The sequence below is a fragment of the Pseudomonas sp. Tri1 genome (genome assembly GCF_017968885.1).
Taxonomy (GTDB): Bacteria; Pseudomonadota; Gammaproteobacteria; order Pseudomonadales; family Pseudomonadaceae; genus Aquipseudomonas.
The window spans coordinates 6,208,954-6,231,339 of record NZ_CP072913.1; the positions used below are offsets into that span (position 1 = coordinate 6,208,954).

Annotated in this window: 19 protein-coding genes; 15 read left to right on the forward strand and 4 right to left on the reverse strand. The window is 61.8% G+C overall.

Translation table 11 applies throughout. From position 1 onward, the window contains the following. Positions 1 to 9 precede the first annotated feature (9 nt). On the forward strand, positions 10 to 426 hold the full coding sequence (locus tag J9870_RS27105; RefSeq protein ID WP_210641628.1) for a DUF3010 family protein: 417 nt from the start codon (positions 10 to 12) through the stop codon (positions 424 to 426). A gap of 94 nt (positions 427 to 520) precedes the next feature. On the opposite strand, the gene J9870_RS27110 is transcribed toward J9870_RS27105, so the two are convergent. Together J9870_RS27110 and J9870_RS27115 are read right to left on the reverse strand one after the other, a co-directional pair. Continuing rightward, positions 521 to 1,699 carry an AAA family ATPase gene (locus tag J9870_RS27110; protein WP_210641630.1) on the reverse strand — a complete coding sequence of 393 codons (1,179 nt, stop codon included), beginning with the start codon at positions 1,697 to 1,699 and terminating at the stop codon, positions 521 to 523. A gap of 68 nt (positions 1,700 to 1,767) precedes the next feature. Further along, positions 1,768 to 2,727 (reverse strand): GlxA family transcriptional regulator, encoded by a 960-nt coding sequence (locus tag J9870_RS27115; protein WP_210645442.1) that lies wholly within the window; start codon positions 2,725 to 2,727, stop codon positions 1,768 to 1,770. Positions 2,728 to 2,947: 220 nt separating this feature from the next. On the opposite strand from J9870_RS27115, the gene J9870_RS27120 reads away from it, so the two are divergent. The 6 genes from J9870_RS27120 (at position 2,948) to J9870_RS27145 (ending at position 8,405) form a co-directional block, all read left to right on the forward strand. Further along, entirely contained in the window at positions 2,948 to 3,892 is a 945-nt protein-coding gene (locus J9870_RS27120; protein ID WP_210641632.1) for a choline ABC transporter substrate-binding protein, read from the forward strand. 71 nt (positions 3,893 to 3,963) lie between these two features. Then, positions 3,964 to 4,851 (forward strand): 3-keto-5-aminohexanoate cleavage protein, encoded by an 888-nt coding sequence (locus J9870_RS27125; protein ID WP_014340599.1) that lies wholly within the window; start codon positions 3,964 to 3,966, stop codon positions 4,849 to 4,851. Between the two features lie 155 nt (positions 4,852 to 5,006). Then, positions 5,007 to 5,972, forward strand: a complete 966-nt coding sequence (locus J9870_RS27130) for an L-carnitine dehydrogenase (RefSeq protein WP_210641634.1) — start codon at positions 5,007 to 5,009, stop codon at positions 5,970 to 5,972. A 129-nt stretch (positions 5,973 to 6,101) separates the two neighbouring features. Continuing rightward, entirely contained in the window at positions 6,102 to 6,578 is a 477-nt protein-coding gene (locus J9870_RS27135) for a thioesterase family protein (RefSeq protein ID WP_210641636.1), read from the forward strand. 19 nt (positions 6,579 to 6,597) lie between these two features. Further along, entirely contained in the window at positions 6,598 to 7,761 is a 1,164-nt protein-coding gene (locus J9870_RS27140) for a gamma-butyrobetaine dioxygenase (protein WP_210641638.1), read from the forward strand. A gap of 380 nt (positions 7,762 to 8,141) precedes the next feature. Then, positions 8,142 to 8,405, forward strand: a complete 264-nt coding sequence (locus J9870_RS27145) for a hypothetical protein (protein WP_134926159.1) — start codon at positions 8,142 to 8,144, stop codon at positions 8,403 to 8,405. 96 nt (positions 8,406 to 8,501) lie between these two features. Here J9870_RS27145 and J9870_RS27150 read toward each other — a convergent pair whose 3' ends face one another. After that, positions 8,502 to 9,605, reverse strand: a complete 1,104-nt coding sequence (locus J9870_RS27150; RefSeq protein WP_013694424.1) for a GlxA family transcriptional regulator — start codon at positions 9,603 to 9,605, stop codon at positions 8,502 to 8,504. A gap of 466 nt (positions 9,606 to 10,071) precedes the next feature. Next, complete coding sequence (locus J9870_RS27155) at positions 10,072 to 11,448, reverse strand: L-serine ammonia-lyase (RefSeq protein WP_210641640.1); 1,377 nt, start codon at positions 11,446 to 11,448, stop codon at positions 10,072 to 10,074. Positions 11,449 to 11,871: 423 nt separating this feature from the next. Between J9870_RS27155 and J9870_RS27160 the strand changes: the two genes are divergently transcribed. From J9870_RS27160 to J9870_RS27195, 8 genes are all read left to right on the forward strand, one after another. Beyond that, on the forward strand, positions 11,872 to 12,819 hold the full coding sequence (locus tag J9870_RS27160; protein ID WP_210641641.1) for a choline ABC transporter substrate-binding protein: 948 nt from the start codon (positions 11,872 to 11,874) through the stop codon (positions 12,817 to 12,819). A 70-nt stretch (positions 12,820 to 12,889) separates the two neighbouring features. Next, positions 12,890 to 13,735, forward strand: a complete 846-nt coding sequence (choW, locus tag J9870_RS27165; RefSeq protein ID WP_210641643.1) for a choline ABC transporter permease subunit — start codon at positions 12,890 to 12,892, stop codon at positions 13,733 to 13,735. Further along, on the forward strand, positions 13,732 to 14,910 hold the full coding sequence (gene choV, locus J9870_RS27170) for a choline ABC transporter ATP-binding protein (RefSeq protein WP_210641645.1): 1,179 nt from the start codon (positions 13,732 to 13,734) through the stop codon (positions 14,908 to 14,910). Before choW ends, choV begins: the two co-directional genes overlap by 4 nt. 345 nt (positions 14,911 to 15,255) lie before the next feature. Beyond that, positions 15,256 to 15,876 (forward strand): transcriptional regulator BetI, encoded by a 621-nt coding sequence (gene betI / locus J9870_RS27175; protein WP_210641647.1) that lies wholly within the window; start codon positions 15,256 to 15,258, stop codon positions 15,874 to 15,876. 79 nt (positions 15,877 to 15,955) lie between these two features. Next, on the forward strand, positions 15,956 to 17,428 hold the full coding sequence (gene betB / locus J9870_RS27180) for a betaine-aldehyde dehydrogenase (protein WP_176688988.1): 1,473 nt from the start codon (positions 15,956 to 15,958) through the stop codon (positions 17,426 to 17,428). Positions 17,429 to 17,573: 145 nt separating this feature from the next. After that, positions 17,574 to 19,277 carry a choline dehydrogenase gene (gene betA / locus J9870_RS27185; protein WP_210641655.1) on the forward strand — a complete coding sequence of 568 codons (1,704 nt, stop codon included), beginning with the start codon at positions 17,574 to 17,576 and terminating at the stop codon, positions 19,275 to 19,277. A gap of 231 nt (positions 19,278 to 19,508) precedes the next feature. Next, on the forward strand, positions 19,509 to 20,951 hold the full coding sequence (locus J9870_RS27190; RefSeq protein WP_210641657.1) for a TldD/PmbA family protein: 1,443 nt from the start codon (positions 19,509 to 19,511) through the stop codon (positions 20,949 to 20,951). After that, on the forward strand, positions 20,951 to 22,288 hold the full coding sequence (locus tag J9870_RS27195) for a TldD/PmbA family protein (RefSeq protein WP_210641659.1): 1,338 nt from the start codon (positions 20,951 to 20,953) through the stop codon (positions 22,286 to 22,288). Before J9870_RS27190 ends, J9870_RS27195 begins: the two co-directional genes overlap by 1 nt. The last annotated feature ends 98 nt before the right edge of the window (positions 22,289 to 22,386 follow it).

The window sequence follows — 22,386 nt, forward strand, 5'->3', positions numbered from 1 at the left end:
AGGACTCCCATGAAAACCTGCGGCATCGAAATCAAAGGCAGCGAAGCGATCATCGCCGTTGCCTCGCTGGATCAACAGACGCTGACCCATATCGCCCTCAACACCAAGAAAATCGCCCTGGACGACGATGACGAAGCCGCCAACGTCAAGGCCTTCGCCGCTCAGGTGCGGGCGTTCGTGGTGGATAACGGTATCGAACGCATCGCCATCAAGAAGCGCAGCAAGAAAGGTGAGTTCGCCGGAGGGCCGACGACGTTCAAGATCGAAGGAGTGTTCCAGTTGCTGGAAGGTTGCGAGGTGACACTACTGTCGCCGCAGACCATCAATGCGCAGAGCAAAAAGCATGACTTCGCCCTGCCGGCGACGCTGAACAAGTATCAGCATGAGGCTTATAAGGCGGCGTGTTCGGCGTTGGTGAAGAAATAGACTTTCTACCGATGCCCAACCAGACACCGCCGCTGTGGCGAGGGGATTTATCCCCTTGCCACAGGTTCTTTGCGTGGCAGTTTGCCGGGCAGGATTAGCCATGCCGCTTGCGATAGCCCTTCAACCAATCCGCAAACGCCTTGTCCTCCAGCGCATAACCACCCCGATTGGATTTCCACACCAGTTCCTTGTCACGCAAAGCGTCGATGCAGGATTGGATGGTCTGGGTGCCGGGCACGACCTCGCTTCCCATGGTTTTGAGCACTTTGCCCACAGCTTCCAGCGTTGAATCCGTGAAGGGCGCAAAAGGTTCGTTGTTTTGCGAGCGTTCGGCCATGACCTGCAACACTGCCCGTTGTGGCACCGTCAGGGCATTCCAGGCGCTTTCAAACTCAGTCCAGACGCCGGCGCGCAACATCTCGGCGCTGTTACGCAGCAATTCGCCCAGGTGGCTCGCCTCACCCAGCTCCAAGGCAATTTCGCCGATGACGCTGCGCAACATTTCAGGGCGGCGCCCTACCAGCTCGAATGCCTGGTCGAGGTCATCGGCATTGAACTGGTTGGTTTGGGCCAGATGCGCGTTCAAATGAGTGGCATAAGCCTTGGTGAACTCTTTGCCCAGCAAGGGGAACGGCGTGATGCTGGATCCATAGAAAGGCTGGTTGCGGCTGAGCACCAAGTGCGCGAGTTTGTCTCGGTTGGAGCCGGTAAACACCAGGCGCAGGCCGCTGGTAGCGTCTTCCCGCCCCTGGTTGAGCTGATCGCGGGCGGCCTTGAGGGCGAACATTGCGTTGACCCCGGCCTCAGTGGTCAACGCATGCTGGGCTTCGTCGATCACCAGCACCACGGTTTTAGCGGCAGCGCTGTGCAACAACTCCAGCGCTTGGGTCAGCGTCGCCCCTTCGGGCAATTGCGGCACGCTGAAATCCCATGACAGCGTGCGCAAGAAGCTGAGTTTGTCGATCCCCATGGACTTGGCAAGCTTGCGGATGCCCTTTTCATAAGGTACCAATGCCGCGGCGATGGCCGAGGCGATCAACTCGGCGGGATCTTTTTCCTTGTTGGCCCACAGGTCGACGTAAACCGCGAGCCAGCCACGGCTTTCACATTCGGGAATCAAGTCTTCGCGCAGGAACGTACTTTTCCCGGTACGTCTCGGAGCGGCCAGGAACAGGCCTGAGGTGTAATCCTGAATCCCGGCGCCCACCAGCCCATCGACAATATTGCGGGCCAGATCGGGGCGCCGGAAGACAAAACCTTGGTGCTTGGACATGGTTTTATACTCAATTATGGCGACAGGTATAATTTATAGTCGCGAGTATAATTGGGTATAAAAGCCTGTCAAACCAGCTCCCGCCCATCCCCCTGGCGCCGCCGATCCTCCCGCGGACAGCGGGCAAACCGTGCCCGGTAGCTGCGAGTGAAGTACGACGGTGATTCAAAACCGCAGGCAATGCTCACTTCCAGCACGCTCATGTCGGTCTGGCGCAGCAATTGCCGGGCCTTTTCCAGGCGCAAGCGCAGGTAGAAGTTGCTCGGGGTGTCGTTCAGGTGCAGGCGGAACAGGCGCTCGAGCTGGCGGCGGGTAACGCCAATGGACTCGGCCAGTTCAAGGGTGCTCAAGGGCGGTTCGCTATGGGTCTCCATCTCACCGATGACGTGCACCAGCTTCTTGTTGCGAATGCCGTAGCGGCTGGCGATCTCCATGCGCTGGTGGTCTTTGCGCGGGCGGATGCGCCCGAGTACGAACTGTTCGCTGACCTGAATCGCCAACTCGGCGCCGTGGGCCTGGCCGATCAGATCCAGCATCAGATCGATGGAAGCGGTACCGCCGGCGCAGGTGATGCGACGACGGTCGATTTCGAACAGTTCCTGGGTCACGCTGAGCTGTGGATAAGACTCCTTGAACGCCTCGATCGCTTCCCAGTGCAGGGTCACGCGATGCCCTTCCAGCAGGCCCGCCTCGGCCAGGACCACGCTACCGGTGTCGATGCCGCCCAGGGTCACGCCTTCGCTGTCCAGCCGATGCAGCCAGCGCTCCAACGCCGGCGTCACGAACTTGAGCGGTTCGAACCCGGCCACCACCCAAAGGGTCGCGCCCTTCTTCAGCGGCTCCAGCGCGGCATCGGCGTTGACCGACATGCCATTGCTCGCCAGCACCGCTCCACCATCGACACTCAACACATGCCAGCGATACAGCTCGCCCCGAAAACGATTGGCGACCCGCAACGGCTCGATGGCCGAAATGAAACCGATGGCCGAGAAACCCGGCATCAGCAAGAAATAGAAATCCTGGGACATGGCGCGCACTCGGTTGGCGGGTAGCGTGCGGATCTTGATACGCCAGTTGCAAGGGCTGTTCAAGCGCTGGAGCCCCCTATTCGTGAAACAGGACACCAGGTCGCCGCAGTGCAAGTGCACGTCGCCGCTGTGCGTTTTGCCGGGCGTGGGGCTGCGTAACTTGGCATCACCGGCGCGCAGATGCCGGGCCCCATAACAATAAGCTGCCGAGGAACCCGACATGAAACGACTGATCAGCTCCTGCGTTCTTGCACTTTGCGGTACCACCATCCTCAATGGCGCCGCCATGGCGGCCGAGCCCGCCGCGTGCCAGAACGTGCGCCTGGGCGTGGTCAATTGGACCGACGTCATCGCCACCAGCGCCCTGACCCAGGTGATGCTCGACGGCCTCGGCTACAAGACCAAGCAAACCAGCGCCTCCCAGCAAATCATCTTCGCCGGCATCCGCGACCAGCGCCTGGACCTGTTCCTGGGCTACTGGAACCCGCTGATGACTCAGACCATCACCCCGTTCGTCGAGGCCAAGCAGGTCAAGGTGCTGGAGCAACCCAGCCTCAAGGACGCCCGCGCGACCCTGGCCGTGCCGACGTATCTGGCCGACAAGGGCCTGAAAACCTTCGCCGACATCGCCAAGTTCGAGAAGGAGCTGGGCGGCAAGATCTACGGCATCGAACCGGGCTCCGGCGCCAATACCCAGATCAAGGCCATGATCACCAAGAACCAGTTCGGCCTGGGCAAATTCCAATTGGTCGAGTCCAGCGAAGCCGGCATGCTCGCCGCCGTGGATCGCGCCGTACGACGCAAGGAAGCCGTGGTGTTCTTTGGCTGGGCGCCGCACCCGATGAACGTCAACGTGCAAATGACCTACCTCACCGGCAGCGACGACGCCCTCGGCCCGAACGAAGGCATGGCCACCGTGTGGACCGTCACCGCGCCGGACTACGCCCAGCAATGCCCGAACGTCGGACGCTTGCTGAGCAACCTGACATTCACTGCCGAGGATGAGAGCCGGATGATGCAGCCGCTGCTGGACCACAAGGATCCGCTCGAATCGGCCCGGCAATGGCTCAAGGATCACCCGCAAGACAAGCAACGCTGGCTCGAAGGCGTGACCACCTTCGACGGCAAGCCCGCTGCCGACAACCTGAAACTGACCAGCAACTGAATAACCGCTATCCATCTGCGCAGCACCAAGCGGCTGCGCAGTGACTTACCACGCCTGAAGGAATCCGCATCATGAACCACGACGTCATCATCACCTGCGCACTCACCGGTGCTGGCGACACGACCGCCAAGAGCCCTCACGTACCGGTCACCCCGAAACAGATCGCTGCCGCCGCCGTCGAGGCGGCGAAGGCCGGGGCCACGGTGGTCCACTGCCACGTTCGCGACCCACAGACCGGCAAGTTCAGCCGTGACGTGGCGCTGTACCGTGAAGTGATGGAGCGCATCCGTGAAGCGGACGTCGACATCATCGTCAACCTCACCGCCGGCATGGGCGGCGACCTGGAAATCGGCGCAGGTGAGCGGCCGATGGAGTTCGGTCCCAACACCGACCTGGTGGGCCCACTGACCCGCCTGGCCCACGTCGAGGAGCTGTTGCCGGAAATCTGCACCCTGGATTGCGGCACCCTGAACTTCGGCGACGGTGACACCATTTACGTCTCCACCCCAGCGCAACTGCGGGCCGGAGCCAAACGCATCACCGAGCTGGGGGTCAAGGCCGAGCTGGAAATCTTCGACACCGGCCACCTGTGGTTCGCCAAGCAACTGATCAAGGAAGGCCTGCTGGACAACCCGCTGTTCCAGCTCTGCCTGGGCATCCCGTGGGGGGCGCCGGCCGACACCACCACCATGAAAGCCATGGTCGACAACCTGCCGGCAGACGCCGTGTGGGCCGGCTTCGGCATCGGCCGCATGCAAATGCCGATGGCGGCCCAGGCCGTACTGCTGGGCGGTAACGTGCGGGTCGGACTGGAAGACAACCTCTGGCTGGACAAAGGCGTACTCGCCACCAACGGCCAACTGGTGGAGCGCGCCGGCGAAATCCTCAGCCGCCTCGGGGCGCGCGTGCTCACGCCGGCTGAGGGACGCAAGAAGATGGGCTTGACCCAACGCGGCTAAGCCGACACCTCCTCCTTTTGGAAAAAGGCCTGTGGGAGTAAGGCTTGCCCGCGATGACGGTGTGTCAGTCGACATCAACGTTGAATGCAACGCCGCCATCGCGGGCGAGCCTTGCTCCCACAAGTGATCAGCGATCTCTTTTCAGGAAATCACCCATGAGTTTCATCACCGACATCAAAACCTTCGCCGCCCTGGGCAGCGGTGTGATCGGCAGCGGCTGGGTCAGCCGCGCCCTGGCCCACGGCCTGGACGTCGTCGCCTGGGACCCGGCCCCCGGTGCCGAAGCGGCGCTGCGCAAACGCGTCGCCAACGCCTGGGGCGCGCTGGAAAAACAGGGCCTGGCGCCCGGTGCCTCGCAAGATCGGCTGCGCTTTGTCGCGACCATCGAAGAATGCGTGCGCGACGCCGACTTCATCCAGGAAAGCGCTCCCGAACGCCTGGAATTGAAACTCGAACTGCACGCTCGGATCAGTGCCGCCGCCAAGCCGAACGCGCTGATCGGCTCCAGCACTTCGGGGCTGCTGCCAAGTGAATTCTACGAAGGCTCCACCCACCCGGAACGCTGCGTGGTCGGGCACCCGTTCAACCCGGTCTACCTGTTGCCACTGGTAGAAGTGGTCGGCGGCAAAAACACTGCACCCGAAGCGGTACAGGCGGCGATGCAGGTGTATGAATCCCTCGGCATGCGGCCACTGCATGTGCGTAAGGAAGTACCCGGTTTCATCGCCGACCGCCTGCTCGAAGCGCTGTGGCGCGAAGCCCTGCACCTGGTCAACGACGGTGTGGCCACCACCGGGGAAATCGATGACGCGATCCGTTTCGGTGCCGGGTTGCGCTGGTCGTTCATGGGCACGTTCCTGACCTACACCCTGGCCGGCGGCGATGCCGGAATGCGCCATTTCATGGCCCAGTTCGGCCCGGCATTGCAGTTGCCGTGGACTTACCTGCCGGCACCGGAACTGACGGAAAAGCTGATCGACGATGTGGTGGACGGGACCAGCGCGCAACTGGGCAGCCACAGCATTTCGGCCCTGGAGCGCTATCGTGATGATTGCCTGCTGGCGGTACTGGAGGCGGTGAAAACCACCAAGGCCAAGCATGGCATGGCCTTCACCGAGTAACTGATCATTCCCACGCTCTGCGTGGGAATGCAGCCTGGGACGCCCCGCGTTCCGAAAGAAGCGTGACGCAGAGCGTCACAAGAGACGTTCCCACGCAGAGCGTGGGAGCGATCATGCTCGGAGACAACCATGCCCACCCTCACCACCTACCAAACCCGCATCCTCCCGGAATGGGTCGATTACAACGGCCACCTGCGCGATGCCTTCTATCTGCTGATTTTCAGCTACGCCACCGACGCGCTGATGGACAGCCTCGGCATGGACAGCCAGAACCGCGAGGCCAGTGGCCACTCGCTGTTCACCCTGGAACTGCACCTCAATTACCTGCACGAAGTGAAACTCGATGCCGAGGTGCAGGTGCGCACGCAAATCATCGGCCACGACGCCAAGCGCCTGCACCTCTACCACAGCCTGCACCTGGCCGGCGGCGACAAAGAGCTGGCCGGCAATGAGCAAATGCTGCTGCACGTCGACCTGGCCGGACCGCGCTCGGCGCCCTTCACGGAACCGACGCTGGACCGTCTCAAAGCCCTGCTCGACCAACAATCGGACCTGCCACCTCCCGCGTACATCGGCCGGGTCATCGCACTGCCGCCCGCCCGATAGCCTCGAACAGGAGACCGCCATGAACACCGCCGCCGCTTTTGCCGATTTCCGCCGTTATCCCCTGGTCTGCGCGCTGAGTGCTGTAACGTCCCTGGCCGACCGATTGCAAGTGACCTGGGCCGATGGTCGAATCAGCCCCTTTCATCACCCGTGGCTGCGGGACAACTGCCCTTGCCCGCAGTGCGTCTACACCGTCACCCGCGAACAAGTGCTGGAAATCATCGACGTACCTGAAGACCTGGCGCCTCGCGCAACCTACCTCGACGAAGAAGGCTGCCTGTGCGTGGATTGGCAGGACGGCCACAACAGTCGTTTCGACCCGGGCTGGTTGCGCGCCCATGCCTACGACGACCAATCCCGGGCCGAACGCTTGGCGAACAAGCCCAAAAGCCAACTATGGCGCCACGATCTGCAATTACCGGTGTTCGATTACCAGGCGCTGATGGACGATGCCGATGCGCTGCTGCAATGGCTGCTGGCGGTACGCGACATCGGCTTGACCCAGGTGCGCGGCGTTCCCACCGAGCCGGGCTCGCTGAAACAGATTGCCCAGCGCATTTCCTTCATTCGCGAGAGCAACTTTGGCGTGCTGTTCAACGTGCAATCCAAAGCCGATGCCGATAGCAACGCCTACACCGCGTTCAACTTGCCGTTGCACACCGACTTGCCGACTCGGGAGCTGCAACCGGGGCTGCAGTTCCTGCATTGCCTGGTGAACGACGCCGACGGTGGCGAGAGCATTTTTGTCGACGGCTTCGCCATCGCCGAAGCGCTGCGCCAGGAAGATCCCGAGGCCTTTGCCGCGCTGTGTGAAATCCCGGTGGAATTTCGCAACAAGGACCGCCACAGCGATTACCGCTGCCTGGCGCCGATCATCGCCCTGGATGCCCTGGGACAGGTCGCGGAAATTCGCCTGGCAAACTTTCTGCGCGGGCCATTCGACACCTCGGTCGAGCAGATGCCCAGGCTTTACCGCGCCTACCGGCGCTTCATCGCCTTGACCCGCGAGCCACAGTTGCGCCTGATGCAGCGACTCGAACCCGGCCAACTCTGGTGCTTCGACAACCGCCGCACCCTCCACGCCCGCAATGCCTTCGACCCGGCCACCGGGGCCCGGCATTTCCAGGGATGCTATGTGGATCGGGATGAGTTGTTGTCGCGAATTCTGGTGTTACAGCGTTAGACCGCGTCATCGTTCATCGCGAGCAAGCTCGCTCCCACAGTGGTTCTGTGTCGTTCACAAAACCTGTGGGAGCGAGCTTGCTCGCGATAGCGGTCTGCCCAACACCCCATCGCCACCGGATTCACCCAGGCAAAAAAATCCCCGATCAAGCCGTGACAGGATCGGGGCAGGTTGCGTTACTGGAGGAGCTGTCGCGCGAGGGTGACCAAACCATCGTGATTCAGCTTGGGATCAGTGTGCCCAGTCCAGACCCGTGCAAGTTAGCCGAAAACGACGCCTCCATAGTCATTCATGACATAGCGACCATTTGCCCTTGCCGCCGCTTCGGGCGGCTACCAGAATCGAGTCACGACCCCAATCCCTGAATAAGGAAAAGCGTCATGATGCACGCCGATTTGATCGACCAGGAAGACCTGCTGGGCCAGCTCAAGGCCCTGGGACTGCAAATACCCAGCGGCTCCACCGCCGAACAAGCGTGCGAGTGCGCGGTACGTGGACTGGACAGGGCCCGCGCCAATGAACTGCGCAAGATGGTCAAGGACATGTATACCAGCGGCGCCACCGTCCTGCCGGCCGTGCGCCAGGCGATCAATGAGCAGCTGTTGCCGGCGTTGACGCAATATCAGCAGACCCATAGCGGCTGATAAAACCAAATCGCGAACAAGCTCGCTCCCACAAGGGTTCTGTGTCGATCACAAAACCTGTGGGAGCGAGCCTGCTCGCGATGAAGGCGCCTAGGTCTAGAGCCTTACACTGGCAAACGTCGACTCATTGCGCGCCTGGCTCAACGCCGACAGCGGGCCGGACAGTGGCGACAGCACCAGCGCCTGGGGCAGCGGCATCATCGCCACCTGTTGCGTGGTGTTGGAGCCTACGCGCTCGTCGCGCGGTGGAATGCCGAAGTATTCGCGGTAGCACTTGGAGAAGTGCGGGGTGGAGACGAAACCGCACACCGAGGCCACCTCGATGATCGACATCGGCGTCTGCTTGAGCAGTTGCCGGGCACGAATCAGCCGCAGCTTGAGGTAATAGCGCGACGGCGAGCAGTGCAGGTATTTCTGGAACAACCGCTCCAACTGCCGGCGGGATACGGCGACGTACACCGCCAGTTCATCCAGGTCGATCGGCTCTTCGAGGTTGGCCTCCATCAGCGCGACGATTTCCTGCAACTTCGGCTGGTTGGTGCCGAGCATGTGCTTGAGCGGCACACGCTGGTGATCCTGCTCGTTGCGGATGCGCTCGTAGACAAACATTTCCGAGATCGCGGCCGACAATTCACGACCGTGATCGCGGCTGATCAGGTGCAGCATCATGTCCAGCGGCGCGGTGCCGCCAGAGCTGGTGAAGCGGTTGCGGTCGAGGGTGAACAGGCGGGTGCTCATCGACACCCGCGGGAAAGCTTCCTGCATCGCGGCCAGGCATTCCCAGTGCACGCTGCAATCGAACCCGTCGAGCAGGCCGGCGCACGCCAGGGCCCAGCTGCCGGTGCAGACCGCACCGAGGCGACGGGATTGACGGGCCTGGCCTTGCAGCCAGGATACGTGTTCACGGGTGACGGTGCGCTGGATGCCGATGCCGCCACAAACGATGACGGTGTCCAGTGCCGGCGCTTTGTGCATGGAAGCATCCGGGGTGATCTGCAAACCGTCACTGGCCCAGACTTGCCCGCCATCGACGGTGAGCGTGGTCCAGCGATACAGCTCGCGACCGGACAGCTGGTTGGCCATGCGCAGCGGTTCTACCGCGGACGCCAGGGAAATCAGCGTGAAATTGTCCAGCAGCAAAAAGCCGATGGATTGAGGCGCACGGTTCTGGGGTTGGGCCCCTGAGTTGGACGTCGTCATCGCGGTATCTCCTCACACAAAGCGGGTGATGGCCTCAGGCGGAGGCTCTTTTTATTGGTTATTGCCATCGTTCTCACGAGGGAGACGGGCTTTACAGCGATAGAGCAATTGCCATGCCTAAATTGAATGCGCGTTCAATAAATCCTGAAAACGACATCGCGGCCTGTCTATATAAGGCGCGCGGCGAGTGCGGTTATAAGCGCCATCAATGGCGGCAGACACCTGCCACAGCGAGCTGTGAGCAGATCGGTAGCACTTGTGGGAACAGGGCTGCGGGGCTTGCGCAACGGGTATCACCACAGGCGCGGATGACGGACGGTCGAGCGGCATGCCGAGGCGAACGCGACAATAGGCGTCTTATCTGTTTGCGACGCGCTAAAAGGTGGCGCGTTTACGGACCGGTGTGCATTTTATGAGCAATATGCGAGCCCTTGTGGCGAGGGAATTTATCCCCTCGCCACAAGGATCAGCATTCCACCGCACTGACCGCCAAGCCACCGCGCGAAGTCTCTTTATATTTGTCATGCATATCGGCACCGGTATCGCGCATGGTACGAATCACCCGGTCCAGGGAGATGAAATGCTGGCCATCACCGCGCAGCGCCATTTGCGCAGCATTGATGGCTTTCACCGCGGCAATCGCGTTACGTTCGATGCAGGGCACCTGCACCAGGCCGCCTACCGGGTCGCAGGTCAGGCCGAGGTTGTGTTCCAGGCCGATTTCCGCCGCGTTGCACAGTTGCTCCGGCGTGGCGCCGAGGATTTCCGCCAAGCCCGCCGCCGCCATGGCGCAAGCCGAACCCACCTCGCCCTGGCAACCGACTTCGGCACCGGAGATCGAAGCGTTCTTCTTGCACAGGATCCCCACCGCCGCCGCACCAAGGAAATAATCCACGACGTTGGCGTCGGTGACCGCCTCGCTGAATTTCATGAAGTAATGCAGCACCGCCGGAATGATCCCCGCCGCGCCGTTGGTCGGCGCCGTGACCATGCGCCCGCCGGCGGCGTTTTCTTCATTGACCGCCAGGGCATACAGGTTGACCCACTCCATGGCGCTGAGGGTCGAGCCGATGACATTCGGCTTGTTCAACTCCTGCAGGCTGCGGTGCAATTTGGCCGCACGCCGACGTACATTCAAACCGCCAGGCAGGATGCCTTCGTGCTTGAGGCCCTGCTCGACGCAATCCTGCATGGCCCGCCAGAGCTTCATCAGGCCGCTGCGAATCTCGTCTTCCGAACGCCAGACCTTTTCGTTGGCCATCATCAACTCGGCCACCCGCAGGTTGTGGCTGCGGCACAGCTCAAGCAGTTCTTCGGCGCTGGAAAAATCGTAGGGCAGCTCGGTGCGGTCCAGGTCTACCACGCCGCTGGAGGCCTGGGCCTGGTCGACGACGAAACCACCGCCGACTGAATAATAGGTATCACGGTGCAGCTCGCCGCTGGCGCCCTCAGCCACCAGCGTCATGGCGTTGGGGTGGAACGGCAGGTTTTCGTCGATCAGGCGCATGTCCCGGGACCAGACGAAAGGCACCGGCAAGCGACCGTCCAGCAGCAGGGTCTGGCTCTCACGCAGTTGTTCGATGCGCGAACCGATCTGCGACGGATCGATAGCGTCCGGCCACTCGCCCATCAAGCCCATGATCACCGCATTGTCACTGCCATGGCCGATGCCTGTGGCCGACAGTGAGCCGAACAATTGCACCTCGACTCGCCGCACGTCGTGCAGCAGTGCTTTGGCACGCAACGCTTCAACAAACAGCGCCGCGGCGCGCATGGGCCCCACGGTGTGGGAACTGGACGGACCGATACCGATTTTGAACAGGTCGAACACGCTGATTGCCATTGCCGAAAATCTCCAGAACGAGCACATCCGGGCGCAGGAGCGCCCGGTGACGGAGCTGCTACGCTCAACGCCGGGATGGCCGCATCATCCGGCTTTTACCTTGGGGGGCGACGTCTGACACCGACGCAATCATGCCCAGCAACGTCGCCCAGCTTTTGCCCAGGTTTTACGCCGTTTTTTTGCAGATCAGGGGCCTGCCGAGGGCGGAAAAAATCTATAAACGACGTCACCGACACTGGATGCGACCCTCCCTGTACTGGATACGACTCACCCTGTAGGCGTCAGATTTGCACTGGTACATGATCGGTTACGGCTCGTTTGCAAGGCCGCGTGTCTGAGAGTGCCCACGCGCCACCAACCGCAACATCCATAAGCGCGGTTGTCCCGACCGGACACTGCCAATAAAACACCAGGAGTCCACCCATGAAAGGTTCCACGCCGTTGTTGTTGGCCGCCATGCTGAGTCTTCCAATGCTGGCCAACGCTGCAGAACCCGCACAATGCAGCACCGTTAACTTCTCCGACGTCGGCTGGACCGACATCACCGTGACCACCGCCACCACCAGCGTGGTACTCGACGCCCTGGGCTACAAGACCAAGACCACGATGATTTCCGTGCCGGTGACCTACAAGTCCCTGGCCGACGGCAAGAACATGGACGTGTTCCTCGGCAACTGGATGCCGACCATGGAAAACGACATCAAAGCCTACCGTGAGGCTGGCACCGTGGAGACCGTGCGTACCAACCTCAAGGGCGCCAAGTACACCCTCGCGGTGCCTCAGGCCCTGTACGACAAAGGCCTGCACGACTTCGCCGACATCCCCAAATTCAAGAAAGAACTGGACGGCAAGATCTACGGGATCGAGCCCGGCAACGACGGCAACCGCCTGATCCAGAGCATGATCGAAAAGAACGCCTTCGGCCTGAAGGACGCCGGCTTCAAGGTCGTCGAGTCGAGTGAAGCGGGCATGCTCTCGCAGGTCGATCGCGCAGCGAAACGCGGCACCGACGTGGTGTTCCTCGGCTGGGCGCCACACCCAATGAATACCCGTTTCAAGATTCAGTACCTGACCGGCGGCGACGACTTCTTCGGCCCGGACTTCGGCGCTGCAACCGTGGCCACCAACACCCGCAAGGGCTACAGCCAGGAATGCAGCAACGTCGGCCAACTGTTGAAAAACCTTGAGTTCACCGTCGACATGGAAAGCTCGCTGATGGGTAACGTGCTCGACGACAAGATGAAACCTGAAGCCGCCGCCAAGGCCTGGCTGAAGAAGAACCCACAGGTGCTCGATACCTGGCTCGCTGGCGTGACCACCATTGACGGTAAACCAGGCCTGGAGGCCGTGAAAGCCAAGCTCGCGCAATAACTGCTTATGTTATGCCGGGCGGGTTCGCTCGCCCGGGCTGTTTATCCCTTGCATGCGGACGTTCACTACCATGCTCATTGATCAGAAAATACCCTTGGGCCAGTACATCGCGGGCTTCGTCGAATGGTTGACGCAACACGGCGCCAACACCTTCGATGCAATCGCGCTGTTTCTGGAAACGATGATTCACGGCGTGACGTTTGCGCTGACCTGGTTCAACCCGCTGGCCTTGATCGGCCTCATCGCCTTGCTGGCGCACTTCATCCAGCGCAAATGGGGCCTGACCATATTCGTCATCGCGTCCTTCCTGCTGATCCTTAACCTGGGTTACTGGCAGGAAACCATGGAAACCCTGGCCCAGGTGCTGTTCGCGACCCTGGTTTGCGTACTGATCGGCGTGCCGCTGGGCATTGTTGCCGCGCACAAGCCGATGTTCTACACCCTGATGCGTCCGGTACTCGATCTGATGCAGACCGTACCGACCTTCGTGTACCTCATTCCTACCCTGACCCTTTTCGGTCTGGGTGTGGTCCCAGGCCTGATCTCCACGGTGGTGTTCGCGATTGCCGCGCCCATCCGCCTGACTTACCTGGGCATCCGCGACGTTCCGGACGAACTGATGGACGCTGGCAAAGCCTTCGGCTGCTCCCGTCGCCAGCTCCTGTCGCGCATTGAACTGCCCCATGCGATGCCGAGCATCGCGGCCGGTATCACCCAGTGCATCATGCTGTCGTTGTCGATGGTGGTGATCGCCGCACTGGTGGGTGCCGATGGCCTGGGCAAACCCGTGGTCAACGCACTGAACACCGCCGATATCGCCCTGGGCTTCGAAGCTGGCCTGGCAATCGTACTGCTGGCGATCATGCTCGACCGAATCTGCAAGCAACCCGACGCCAAAGTAGGGGGTGACGCATGAGCATAATCCGCTTCGACCAGGTCGACGTGATCTTCTCCAGGGATCCACGTGAGGCCCTCAAACTGCTCGACCAGGGCATGACCCGCAACGAAATCCTGAAGAAGACCGGGCAAATCGTCGGCGTTGAAAAAGCCAGCCTGGACATCGAAAAAGGCGAAATCTGCGTGTTGATGGGCCTGTCCGGCTCCGGCAAATCCAGCCTGCTGCGTTGCATCAACGGTTTGAACACCGTGAGTCGCGGCAAGCTGTTCGTCGAGCACGACGGCCGGCAGATCGACATCGCCTCTTGCACCCCCGCCGAACTGAAGATGATGCGCACCAAACGCATCGCCATGGTGTTCCAGAAGTTCGCCCTGATGCCTTGGCTGACGGTGCGCGAGAACATCAGCTTCGGCCTGGAAATGCAGGGTCGACCGGAAAAGGAACGCCGCAAGCTGGTGGACGAAAAGCTTGAGTTGGTGGGCCTGACCCAATGGCGCAACAAGAAACCCGACGAGTTGTCCGGCGGCATGCAACAACGGGTCGGCCTGGCCCGCGCCCTGGCGATGGACGCCGACATCCTGCTGATGGACGAACCCTTCTCGGCCCTCGACCCGCTGATCCGCCAGGGCCTGCAAGACGAACTGCTGGAGCTGCAACGCAAACTGAGCAAGACCATCGTGTTCGTCAGCCATGACCTGGACGAAGCCCTGAAGCTGGGCAGCCGCATCGCGATCATGAAAGACGGCCGGATCATCCAGTACAGCAAGCCGGAAGAAATCGTATTGAACCCGGCGGACGATTACGTGCGTACCTTCGTCGCCCACACCAACCCGCTCAACGTCCTCTGCGGTCGCAGCCTGATGCGCACCCTGGACAACTGCAAGCGCATCAACGGTTCGGTGTGCCTGGACCCAGGCGGCGATTCCTGGCTCGACCTGGCCGAAGGCAACACCATCAAGGGCGCCCGGCAGAACGGCGCGGCGCTGGACCTGCAAAACTGGGTACCGGGCCAAGCCGTCGAAGACCTGGGCCGCCGCCCGACCTTGGTGGACTCCAACATCGGCATGCGCGACGCCTTGCAGATCCGCTACCAGACCGGCAACAAACTGGTGCTTCACGATAACCAGAAAGTCGTCGGGATCCTGGGCGACAGCGAGCTGTACCACGCATTGCTCGGCAAGAACCTGGGCTGAGCCAACACCAGCAAAAACGCCGCGAGATGAACGCGGCGTTTTTGTTTGGGCCTATCTCAAGCCCATAAAGCCCCCGTGGCACCTCGCCCCATTTCAGTCAATCGATCAGTGGGCATCCCATCAACGGGTGTTATAAAGACATCCCGAAAAACCTCGCCCTACGCAGCGAGGTCACGCTTTCTCAGGTGCCACATGCCCATTTGCGCATAGGAGTTTCGGCAAACAGCGACGAGTCGTCGCAGAACTTATTTTTTGTTGATTGAACGTTCAATCAAAACAAAATAGACTGGCTTTCGTTCCGGCAGACGACATTCGTGCGCCGGATGGCCTAAGGAGATGTGCTAGATGCCCAAGGTCGGTATGCAACCCATCCGCCGCCAACAACTGATCGAAGCCACGTTGCAAGCGGTCGATCAGGTCGGAATGGGGGACGCCAGCATTGCGCTGATCGCCCGTTTGGCCGGTGTCTCCAACGGCATCATCAGTCACTACTTTCAGGACAAGAACGGCCTGATCGCGGCCACGGCCCAGTACCTGATGACTGTCCTGAGCGAGAACGTCACCGCTCGCCGCCAGGCGCTCGAGGATTCGAGCCCACGGGCTCACCTCAAGGTGATCATCGAAGGCAACTTCGACGCCAGCCAGGTCAATGGCCCGGCAATGAAAACCTGGCTGGCCTTCTGGGCCACCAGCATGCACCACCCGTCACTGCACAGGTTGCAGCGGATCAACGATCACCGTCTGTATTCCAACCTGTGTTGCCAGTTCCGCCGCGTGCTGCCCCTCGATGAGGCCCGCAGCGCAGCTCGGGGCCTGGCCGCTCTGATTGACGGTTTATGGTTGCGCGGGGCGCTGTCGGGAGACGCGTTCGATACCGCCCAGGCGCACCGGATCGCTTACGAATACATGGATTTCCAACTGGCTAAAGCAGGGGTACCAGAGCCCACAGAACCGCTCGATTCCTGAACCGCCGCCGAACCGCGTAGTCAGCTATAGACGACACGCCCGGTGGTCAGCCAACCACTTATGCACTTGCGAGGACTTTATGGCCCGTTTCGAACTGCAAAAACTCTACATCGATGGCGCGTACAGCGATGCCAGCGGCGACGCCACTTTCGAAGCCATCAACCCTGCCAACGGTGAAGTTCTTGCCCAAGTGCAGCGTGCAACGTTCGAGGACGTCGAGCGTGCCGTGGTCAGCGCCGAGAAGGGCCAGAAAGTCTGGGCCGCCATGACCGCCATGCAGCGCTCGCGCATCCTGCGCCGTGCCGTGGAGATCCTGCGCGAGCGCAACGATGAGCTGGCTGCCCTGGAAACCCTCGACACCGGCAAGGCCTACTCCGAAACCCGCTACGTCGACATCGTCACCGGTGCCGACGTGCTGGAATACTACGCCGGCCTGGTGCCGGCCATCGAAGGCGAACAGGTTCCGCTGCGCACCACTTCGTTCGTCTATACCCGCCGCGAGCCGCTGGGCGTGGTGGCCGGTATCGGCGCGTGGAACTACCCGATCCAGATCGCCCTATGGAAATCCGCCCCGGCCCTGGCAGCCGGTAACGCGATGATCTTCAAGCCGAGCGAAGTCACCTCGCTGACCACCTTGAAACTGGCCGAGATCTATACCGAGGCCGGCGTCCCGGCAGGTGTGTTCAACGTACTGACCGGCAGTGGCCGCGAAGTCGGCACCTGGCTGACCGAGCACCCGCGCATCGAGAAAATTTCCTTCACCGGTGGCACCGACACCGGCAAGAAAGTCATGGCCAGCGCCTCGAGTTCTTCGCTCAAAGACGTGACCATGGAACTGGGCGGCAAGTCGCCGCTGATCATCTTCGATGACGCCGACCTGGATCGCGCCGCCGACACCGCGATGATGGCCAACTTCTACAGCTCCGGCCAGGTCTGCACCAACGGCACCCGCGTGTTCGTACCGAGCCATCTCAAGGCGGCGTTCGAAGCCAAGATCGCCGAACGCGTGGCGCGCATCCGCATCGGAAATCCAGAAGACGAAAACACCAACTTCGGCCCACTGGTGAGCTTCGCCCACATGGAAAGCGTGTTGGGCTACATCGAGAAAGGCAAGGCCGAGGGCGCGCGCCTGCTGTGCGGCGGCGGGCGCTTGACCGACGGCGAATTGGCCAAGGGCGCGTTCGTCGCCCCGACCGTGTTCACCGACTGCACCGACGAGATGACCATCGTGCGTGAGGAAATCTTCGGCCCGGTAATGAGCATCCTCACCTACGAAACCGAAGAAGAGGTGATCCGCCGCGCCAACGATACCGACTTCGGCCTGGCCGCCGGCGTCGTCACCCGCGACCTGAACCGCGCCCACCGCGTGATCCACCAGCTCGAGGCCGGCATCTGCTGGATCAATGCCTGGGGTGAATCCGCCGCTGAAATGCCAGTCGGCGGCTACAAGCAATCGGGCGTAGGCCGTGAGAACGGGATCAGCTCGCTGAACAACTTCACACGCATCAAATCGGTGCAGGTCGAACTGGGCGATTACGCGTCGGTGTTCTGATCTGGCATTTGCTTCGCCCGCCAGGCCGCCATCGCGAGCAAGCTCGCTCCCACATTGGACTGAGTCTCCTGTGGGAGCGAGCTTGCTCGCGATCGAGTGCGAGCACTCGCCAACCTGAACCCAATTCAACAAGAGGGTGCATTTCATGTCCCAAGAATTCGATTACATCATCATCGGTGCCGGTTCGGCCGGTAACACCCTGGCCACTCGCCTGACCGAAGATGAAGGCGTCACCGTCCTGTTGCTCGAAGCCGGCGGTCCGGACTACCGCCTGGACTTCCGCACACAAATGCCCGCCGCCCTGGCGTTCCCGTTGCAGGGCCGGCGCTACAACTGGGCCTACGAGACCGACCCGGAGCCGCACATGAACGGCCGTCGCATGGAGTGCGGTCGCGGCAAGGGCCTGGGCGGCTCTTCGCTGATCAACGGCATGTGCTACATCCGCGGCAACGCCCTGGACTATGACAACTGGGCCAAGCTACCGGGCCTGGAAGACTGGACCTACCTGGACTGCCTGCCGTACTTCCGCAAAGCCGAAACCCGCGACATCGGCCCGAACGACTACCACGGCGGTGATGGCCCGGTCAGCGTGACCACACCCAAGGCTGGCAACAACCCGCTGTTCCACGCCATGGTCGAAGCCGGCGTGCAGGCCGGTTACCCACGTACCGAAGACCTCAACGGCTACCAGCAGGAAGGTTTTGGCCCGATGGACCGTACCGTCACGCCGAACGGTCGTCGTGCCAGTACCGCGCGCGGTTACCTGGACATCGCCAAGAAGCGTTCGACACTGACCATCATCACCCACGCCCTGACCGACAAGATCATCTTCGAAGGCAAACGGGCAGTGGGCGTGCGTTATCTGGTAGGCGCCGCCGAGGAGCGCGTCGAGGCCCGGGCGCGCAAGGAAGTGCTGCTGTGCTCTGGCGCCATCGCCTCGCCGCAGATCCTGCAACGTTCCGGCGTCGGTCCGGCCAAACTGCTGGAAAGCCTCGACATCCCAGTGGTCCATGATCTGCCGGGCGTTGGTGAAAACCTGCAGGATCACCTCGAGCTGTACCTGCAATACGCCTGCACTCAACCGGTTTCGCTGTACCCATCGCTGCTCTGGTACAACCAGCCGGCCATCGGCGCCGAATGGCTGTTCAACGGCACGGGCATCGGCGCCAGCAACCAATTCGAGGCCGGCGGTTTCATCCGCACCCGCCCGGATTTCGATTGGCCGAATATTCAGTATCACTTCCTGCCGGTGGCGATTAACTACAACGGCAGCAACGGTGTGAAGGAGCACGGTTTCCAGGCACACATGGGCTCCATGCGTTCGCCAAGCCGTGGCCGGATCCAGGCCAAGTCCAAGGACCCGCGCCAGCACCCAAGCATCCTGTTCAACTACATGGCCACCGAGCAGGACTGGCAGGAGTTTCGCGACGGCATCCGCCTGACCCGAGAGATCATGCAGCAGCCGGCGCTGGACCAATTCCGCGGTCGCGAGATCAGCCCCGGCATCGACGTGCAGACCGACGAGCAACTGGACCAGTTCATCCGCGAACATGCCGAAACCGCATTCCACCCATCCTGCTCGTGCAAGATGGGCACTGACGACATGGCGGTGGTGGACGGCGAAGGTCGCGTGCATGGCATGCAAGGGCTGCGGGTGGTCGACGCCTCGATCATGCCAATCATCACCACTGGCAACCTGAACGCACCAACGATCATGATCGCCGAGAAAATCGCCGACAAGATCCGCGGGCGCCAACCATTGCCACGCAGCACCGCGCCGTACTACGTGGCCGGTGACGCGCCGGTGCGTGGTAAGCCAATGCGCGAAGTGGGGCCTATGGCGCAGTAAGACCTCTACCGCTATCGCGAGCAAGCTCGCTCCCACAGGGATCTGCGACGAGCACAGACTTTGGTGCCCGACAGCCGTCAACTGCGGGAGCGAGCTTGCTCGCGATGGCGTCCGACCTGACACCCTAAATCCTCATCTACCTTGATCCCGCCCCCGCCCCAGGCCTAATCTAGGGCCGCCGCGTCAACGCGCCGCACCTCGCTGCACCGCCACTCCAGACAAGGAGGTTCCATGTTCGACTTCCACCCCCAGCTCAAGCAGCGCTTTGCTGCCTTGCGCACGGGCGCTGAATTTTTTTCCCTGCGTTATGTACGCGAGTCCGGCCAGCACTTGTCGGTGCGCAAGAACGTCGCCGAACCGCCCAGCCTGGCCCGCGATGAAGGCGCGATGCTCACTGCGCGAGTCAATGGTGTCGAGGCGTATGCCTCCACCAACGATCTGTCCCAGGCCGGCCTACAGGCAGCGCTGGAGCGGGCCGAGCAGCAAGCCCGCCAGCTCCAGCCCCACGCCCTGCTCGACCTGCGCGAGCAAGGGGTGTCCAGCGACCGCGCCGATTACCTCTCACCTGATTTCGACCAAGCCTTCCCTTCCCTGAGCGACTGTTACCAATTGCTCAGTGACGAATCGGCCGCAGTGCCCGTGGACGAGCGCCTGGTGAACTGGCAAGTCAGCATCGGCCTGACCCAGGTCGAGCAGATTTACCTCAACAGCGCCGGCGCCGAACTGCGCCAGGCCCAGCGTTTTATCTATCCGGCCCTGGATGTCACCGCTTTCGACGGTCAAGACAGCCAGACCCGCACCCTGGGCCGCGAGAATTTCGGCCAGCAAGGCGGCTTCGATGTGATCAGCCGCTGCGGCCTGATCGGCGCCGCCCCCAGGATCGCCGACCAGGCCCTGCAACTGCTGATGGCGCCGAACACGCCGCAAGGCCCACGGGACCTGCTGCTGATGCCCGACCAGATGATGCTGCAAATCCACGAGTCCATCGGCCACCCACTGGAGCTGGACCGCATCCTGGGAGACGAGCGCAATTACGCCGGCACCAGCTTCGTCAAGACCAGCGACTTCGGACACCTGCAATACGGCTCCAACCTGTTGAACGTGACCTTCGACCCGAACATTCCCGAGGAACTGGCCAGCTACAGCCATGACGACGACGGCACGGCCGCCAGCAAGCAGTTGCTGATTCGCGAAGGCCTGCTGCTGCGTCCGCTGGGCGGAGCACTCTCGCAGTTCCGTGCCGGCCTCGATGGTGTCGCCAACAGTCGCGCCTGCGGTTGGAACCGCCCACCCATCGATCGCATGGCGAACCTGAACATCGAGCCCGGCGACCAGTCCCTGGAACAACTGATCCAAGGCATCGAGCACGGTGTGCTGATGCGCACCAACCGCTCCTGGTCCATTGACGATGCCCGCAACAAATTCCAGTTCGGCTGCGAGTGGGGCCAATTGATCGAGAACGGCGAGCTCAAGGGCGTGGTGAAAAACCCCAACTACCGGGGCATTTCCGCACAGTTCTGGAAGAGCCTGCGCGCCGTGGGCGATGCCAGTACCTTCCAGGTCTTGGGCACCCCGAACTGTGGCAAGGGCGAGCCGAACCAGGTCATCCGTGTCGGCCATGCGTCGCCGGCGTGCGTGTTCAGCAACGTTGATGTGTTTGGGGGAGATGCCTGATGAGCACCGTCAATAATCAGGCCGTAGCGTTCAAGGCGTTGGTCGACTGGCTGGGCGATGCCCTGCGCGAGCCCGAACAGTTCACCCTCAGCTACGCCGCCGAATCCTCTGCCTTCGTGCGCTTCAACCACGGCAAGGTCCGCCAGGCCGGGCAGGTGCAACAAGCCAATGTCAGTTTCAAACTGATCGACGACGGGTGCCACGCCGACTTGCAGATCACCTTGTCCGGTGAAGCCAAGACGGATGTGCAACGCCTGGCCGAAGGCCTGCAACAACTGCGCGAAACCTTGCCGTTGCTGCCCCGTGATCCGTACCTGCTGCTCAACCACAACCACTGGCAGAGCAACAACGTGCAAGACCACCCGCTGCCGGAAACCGAGCAGGCCGTTGCTCAAATCACCCGCGCCGCCGAAGGCCTGGACCTGGTCGGCTTCTACGCCGCCGGGCCCATCAGCCGTGGCTTCGCCAGCTCTTCAGGGGCGTTCGGTTGGCACCAGGCCAACAGCTTCAACTTCGATTTCAGCCTGTTTCATGAGAACGGCCAGGCGGTGAAGGCCAGTTACGCCGGGCATGAATGGAGCGACGAAGGGTTTGCCCAGCGCTTCGCGCAGGCCCGCGAGCAACTGGCGTTCCTCGGCCGGCCACTGCGCACGTTGCCGCCCGGCGAATACCGCGCCTACCTGGCACCGGCGGCCCTGGAAGAAATCATGGGCATGCTCAGCTGGGGCGGGTTCTCGGCCCGGGCAATTGCCAGCAAGCAGAGCCCGTTGCAGAAGTTCTACGCCAACGAAGCCAGTTTCAGCCCCAACGTATGGTTGAGCGAGCAGGTCAGTGGCTCCTTGAGCCCGGCGTTTTCCGACGAAGGTTATCCCCGTGACGACCTGGATCTGATCGCCAAGGGCACGGCCAATGCGCGGCTGGTCAATTCCCGCAGCGCCGCCGAATACGGCCTTACCGCCAATGGTGCCAGCAGCTACGAATACCCCACGGCACTGGACATGAAGGGCGGACAACTGGAGCACAAAGACATCCTCGAACAACTGGGCACCGGGCTGTACATCAGCAACCTCTGGTACCTGAACTACTCGGACCAACCCGCCGCACGCCTGACCGGCATGACCCGCTTCGCCACGTTCTGGGTCGAGAACGGCCAGATCGTGGCGCCGGTCAGTACCATGCGCTTCGACGACAGCGTCTACAGCCTGCTCGGCTCGCAGCTCGAAGGCCTGACCCGGGAGCGCGAACTGCTGCTTTCGGCCAGCACCTACAGCCAGCGCGCCACGGCCTCGATGCTGTTGCCGGGGGCACTGGTCAAGCGGGTGACTTTAACGCTGTAAACCCAACCCTACGCACACCTGTAAAGGGGGTTACTTGTGGCGAGGGGATAAATCCCCTCGCCACAACGGCGTTCGCACTTGATCAACCTGTCATACAA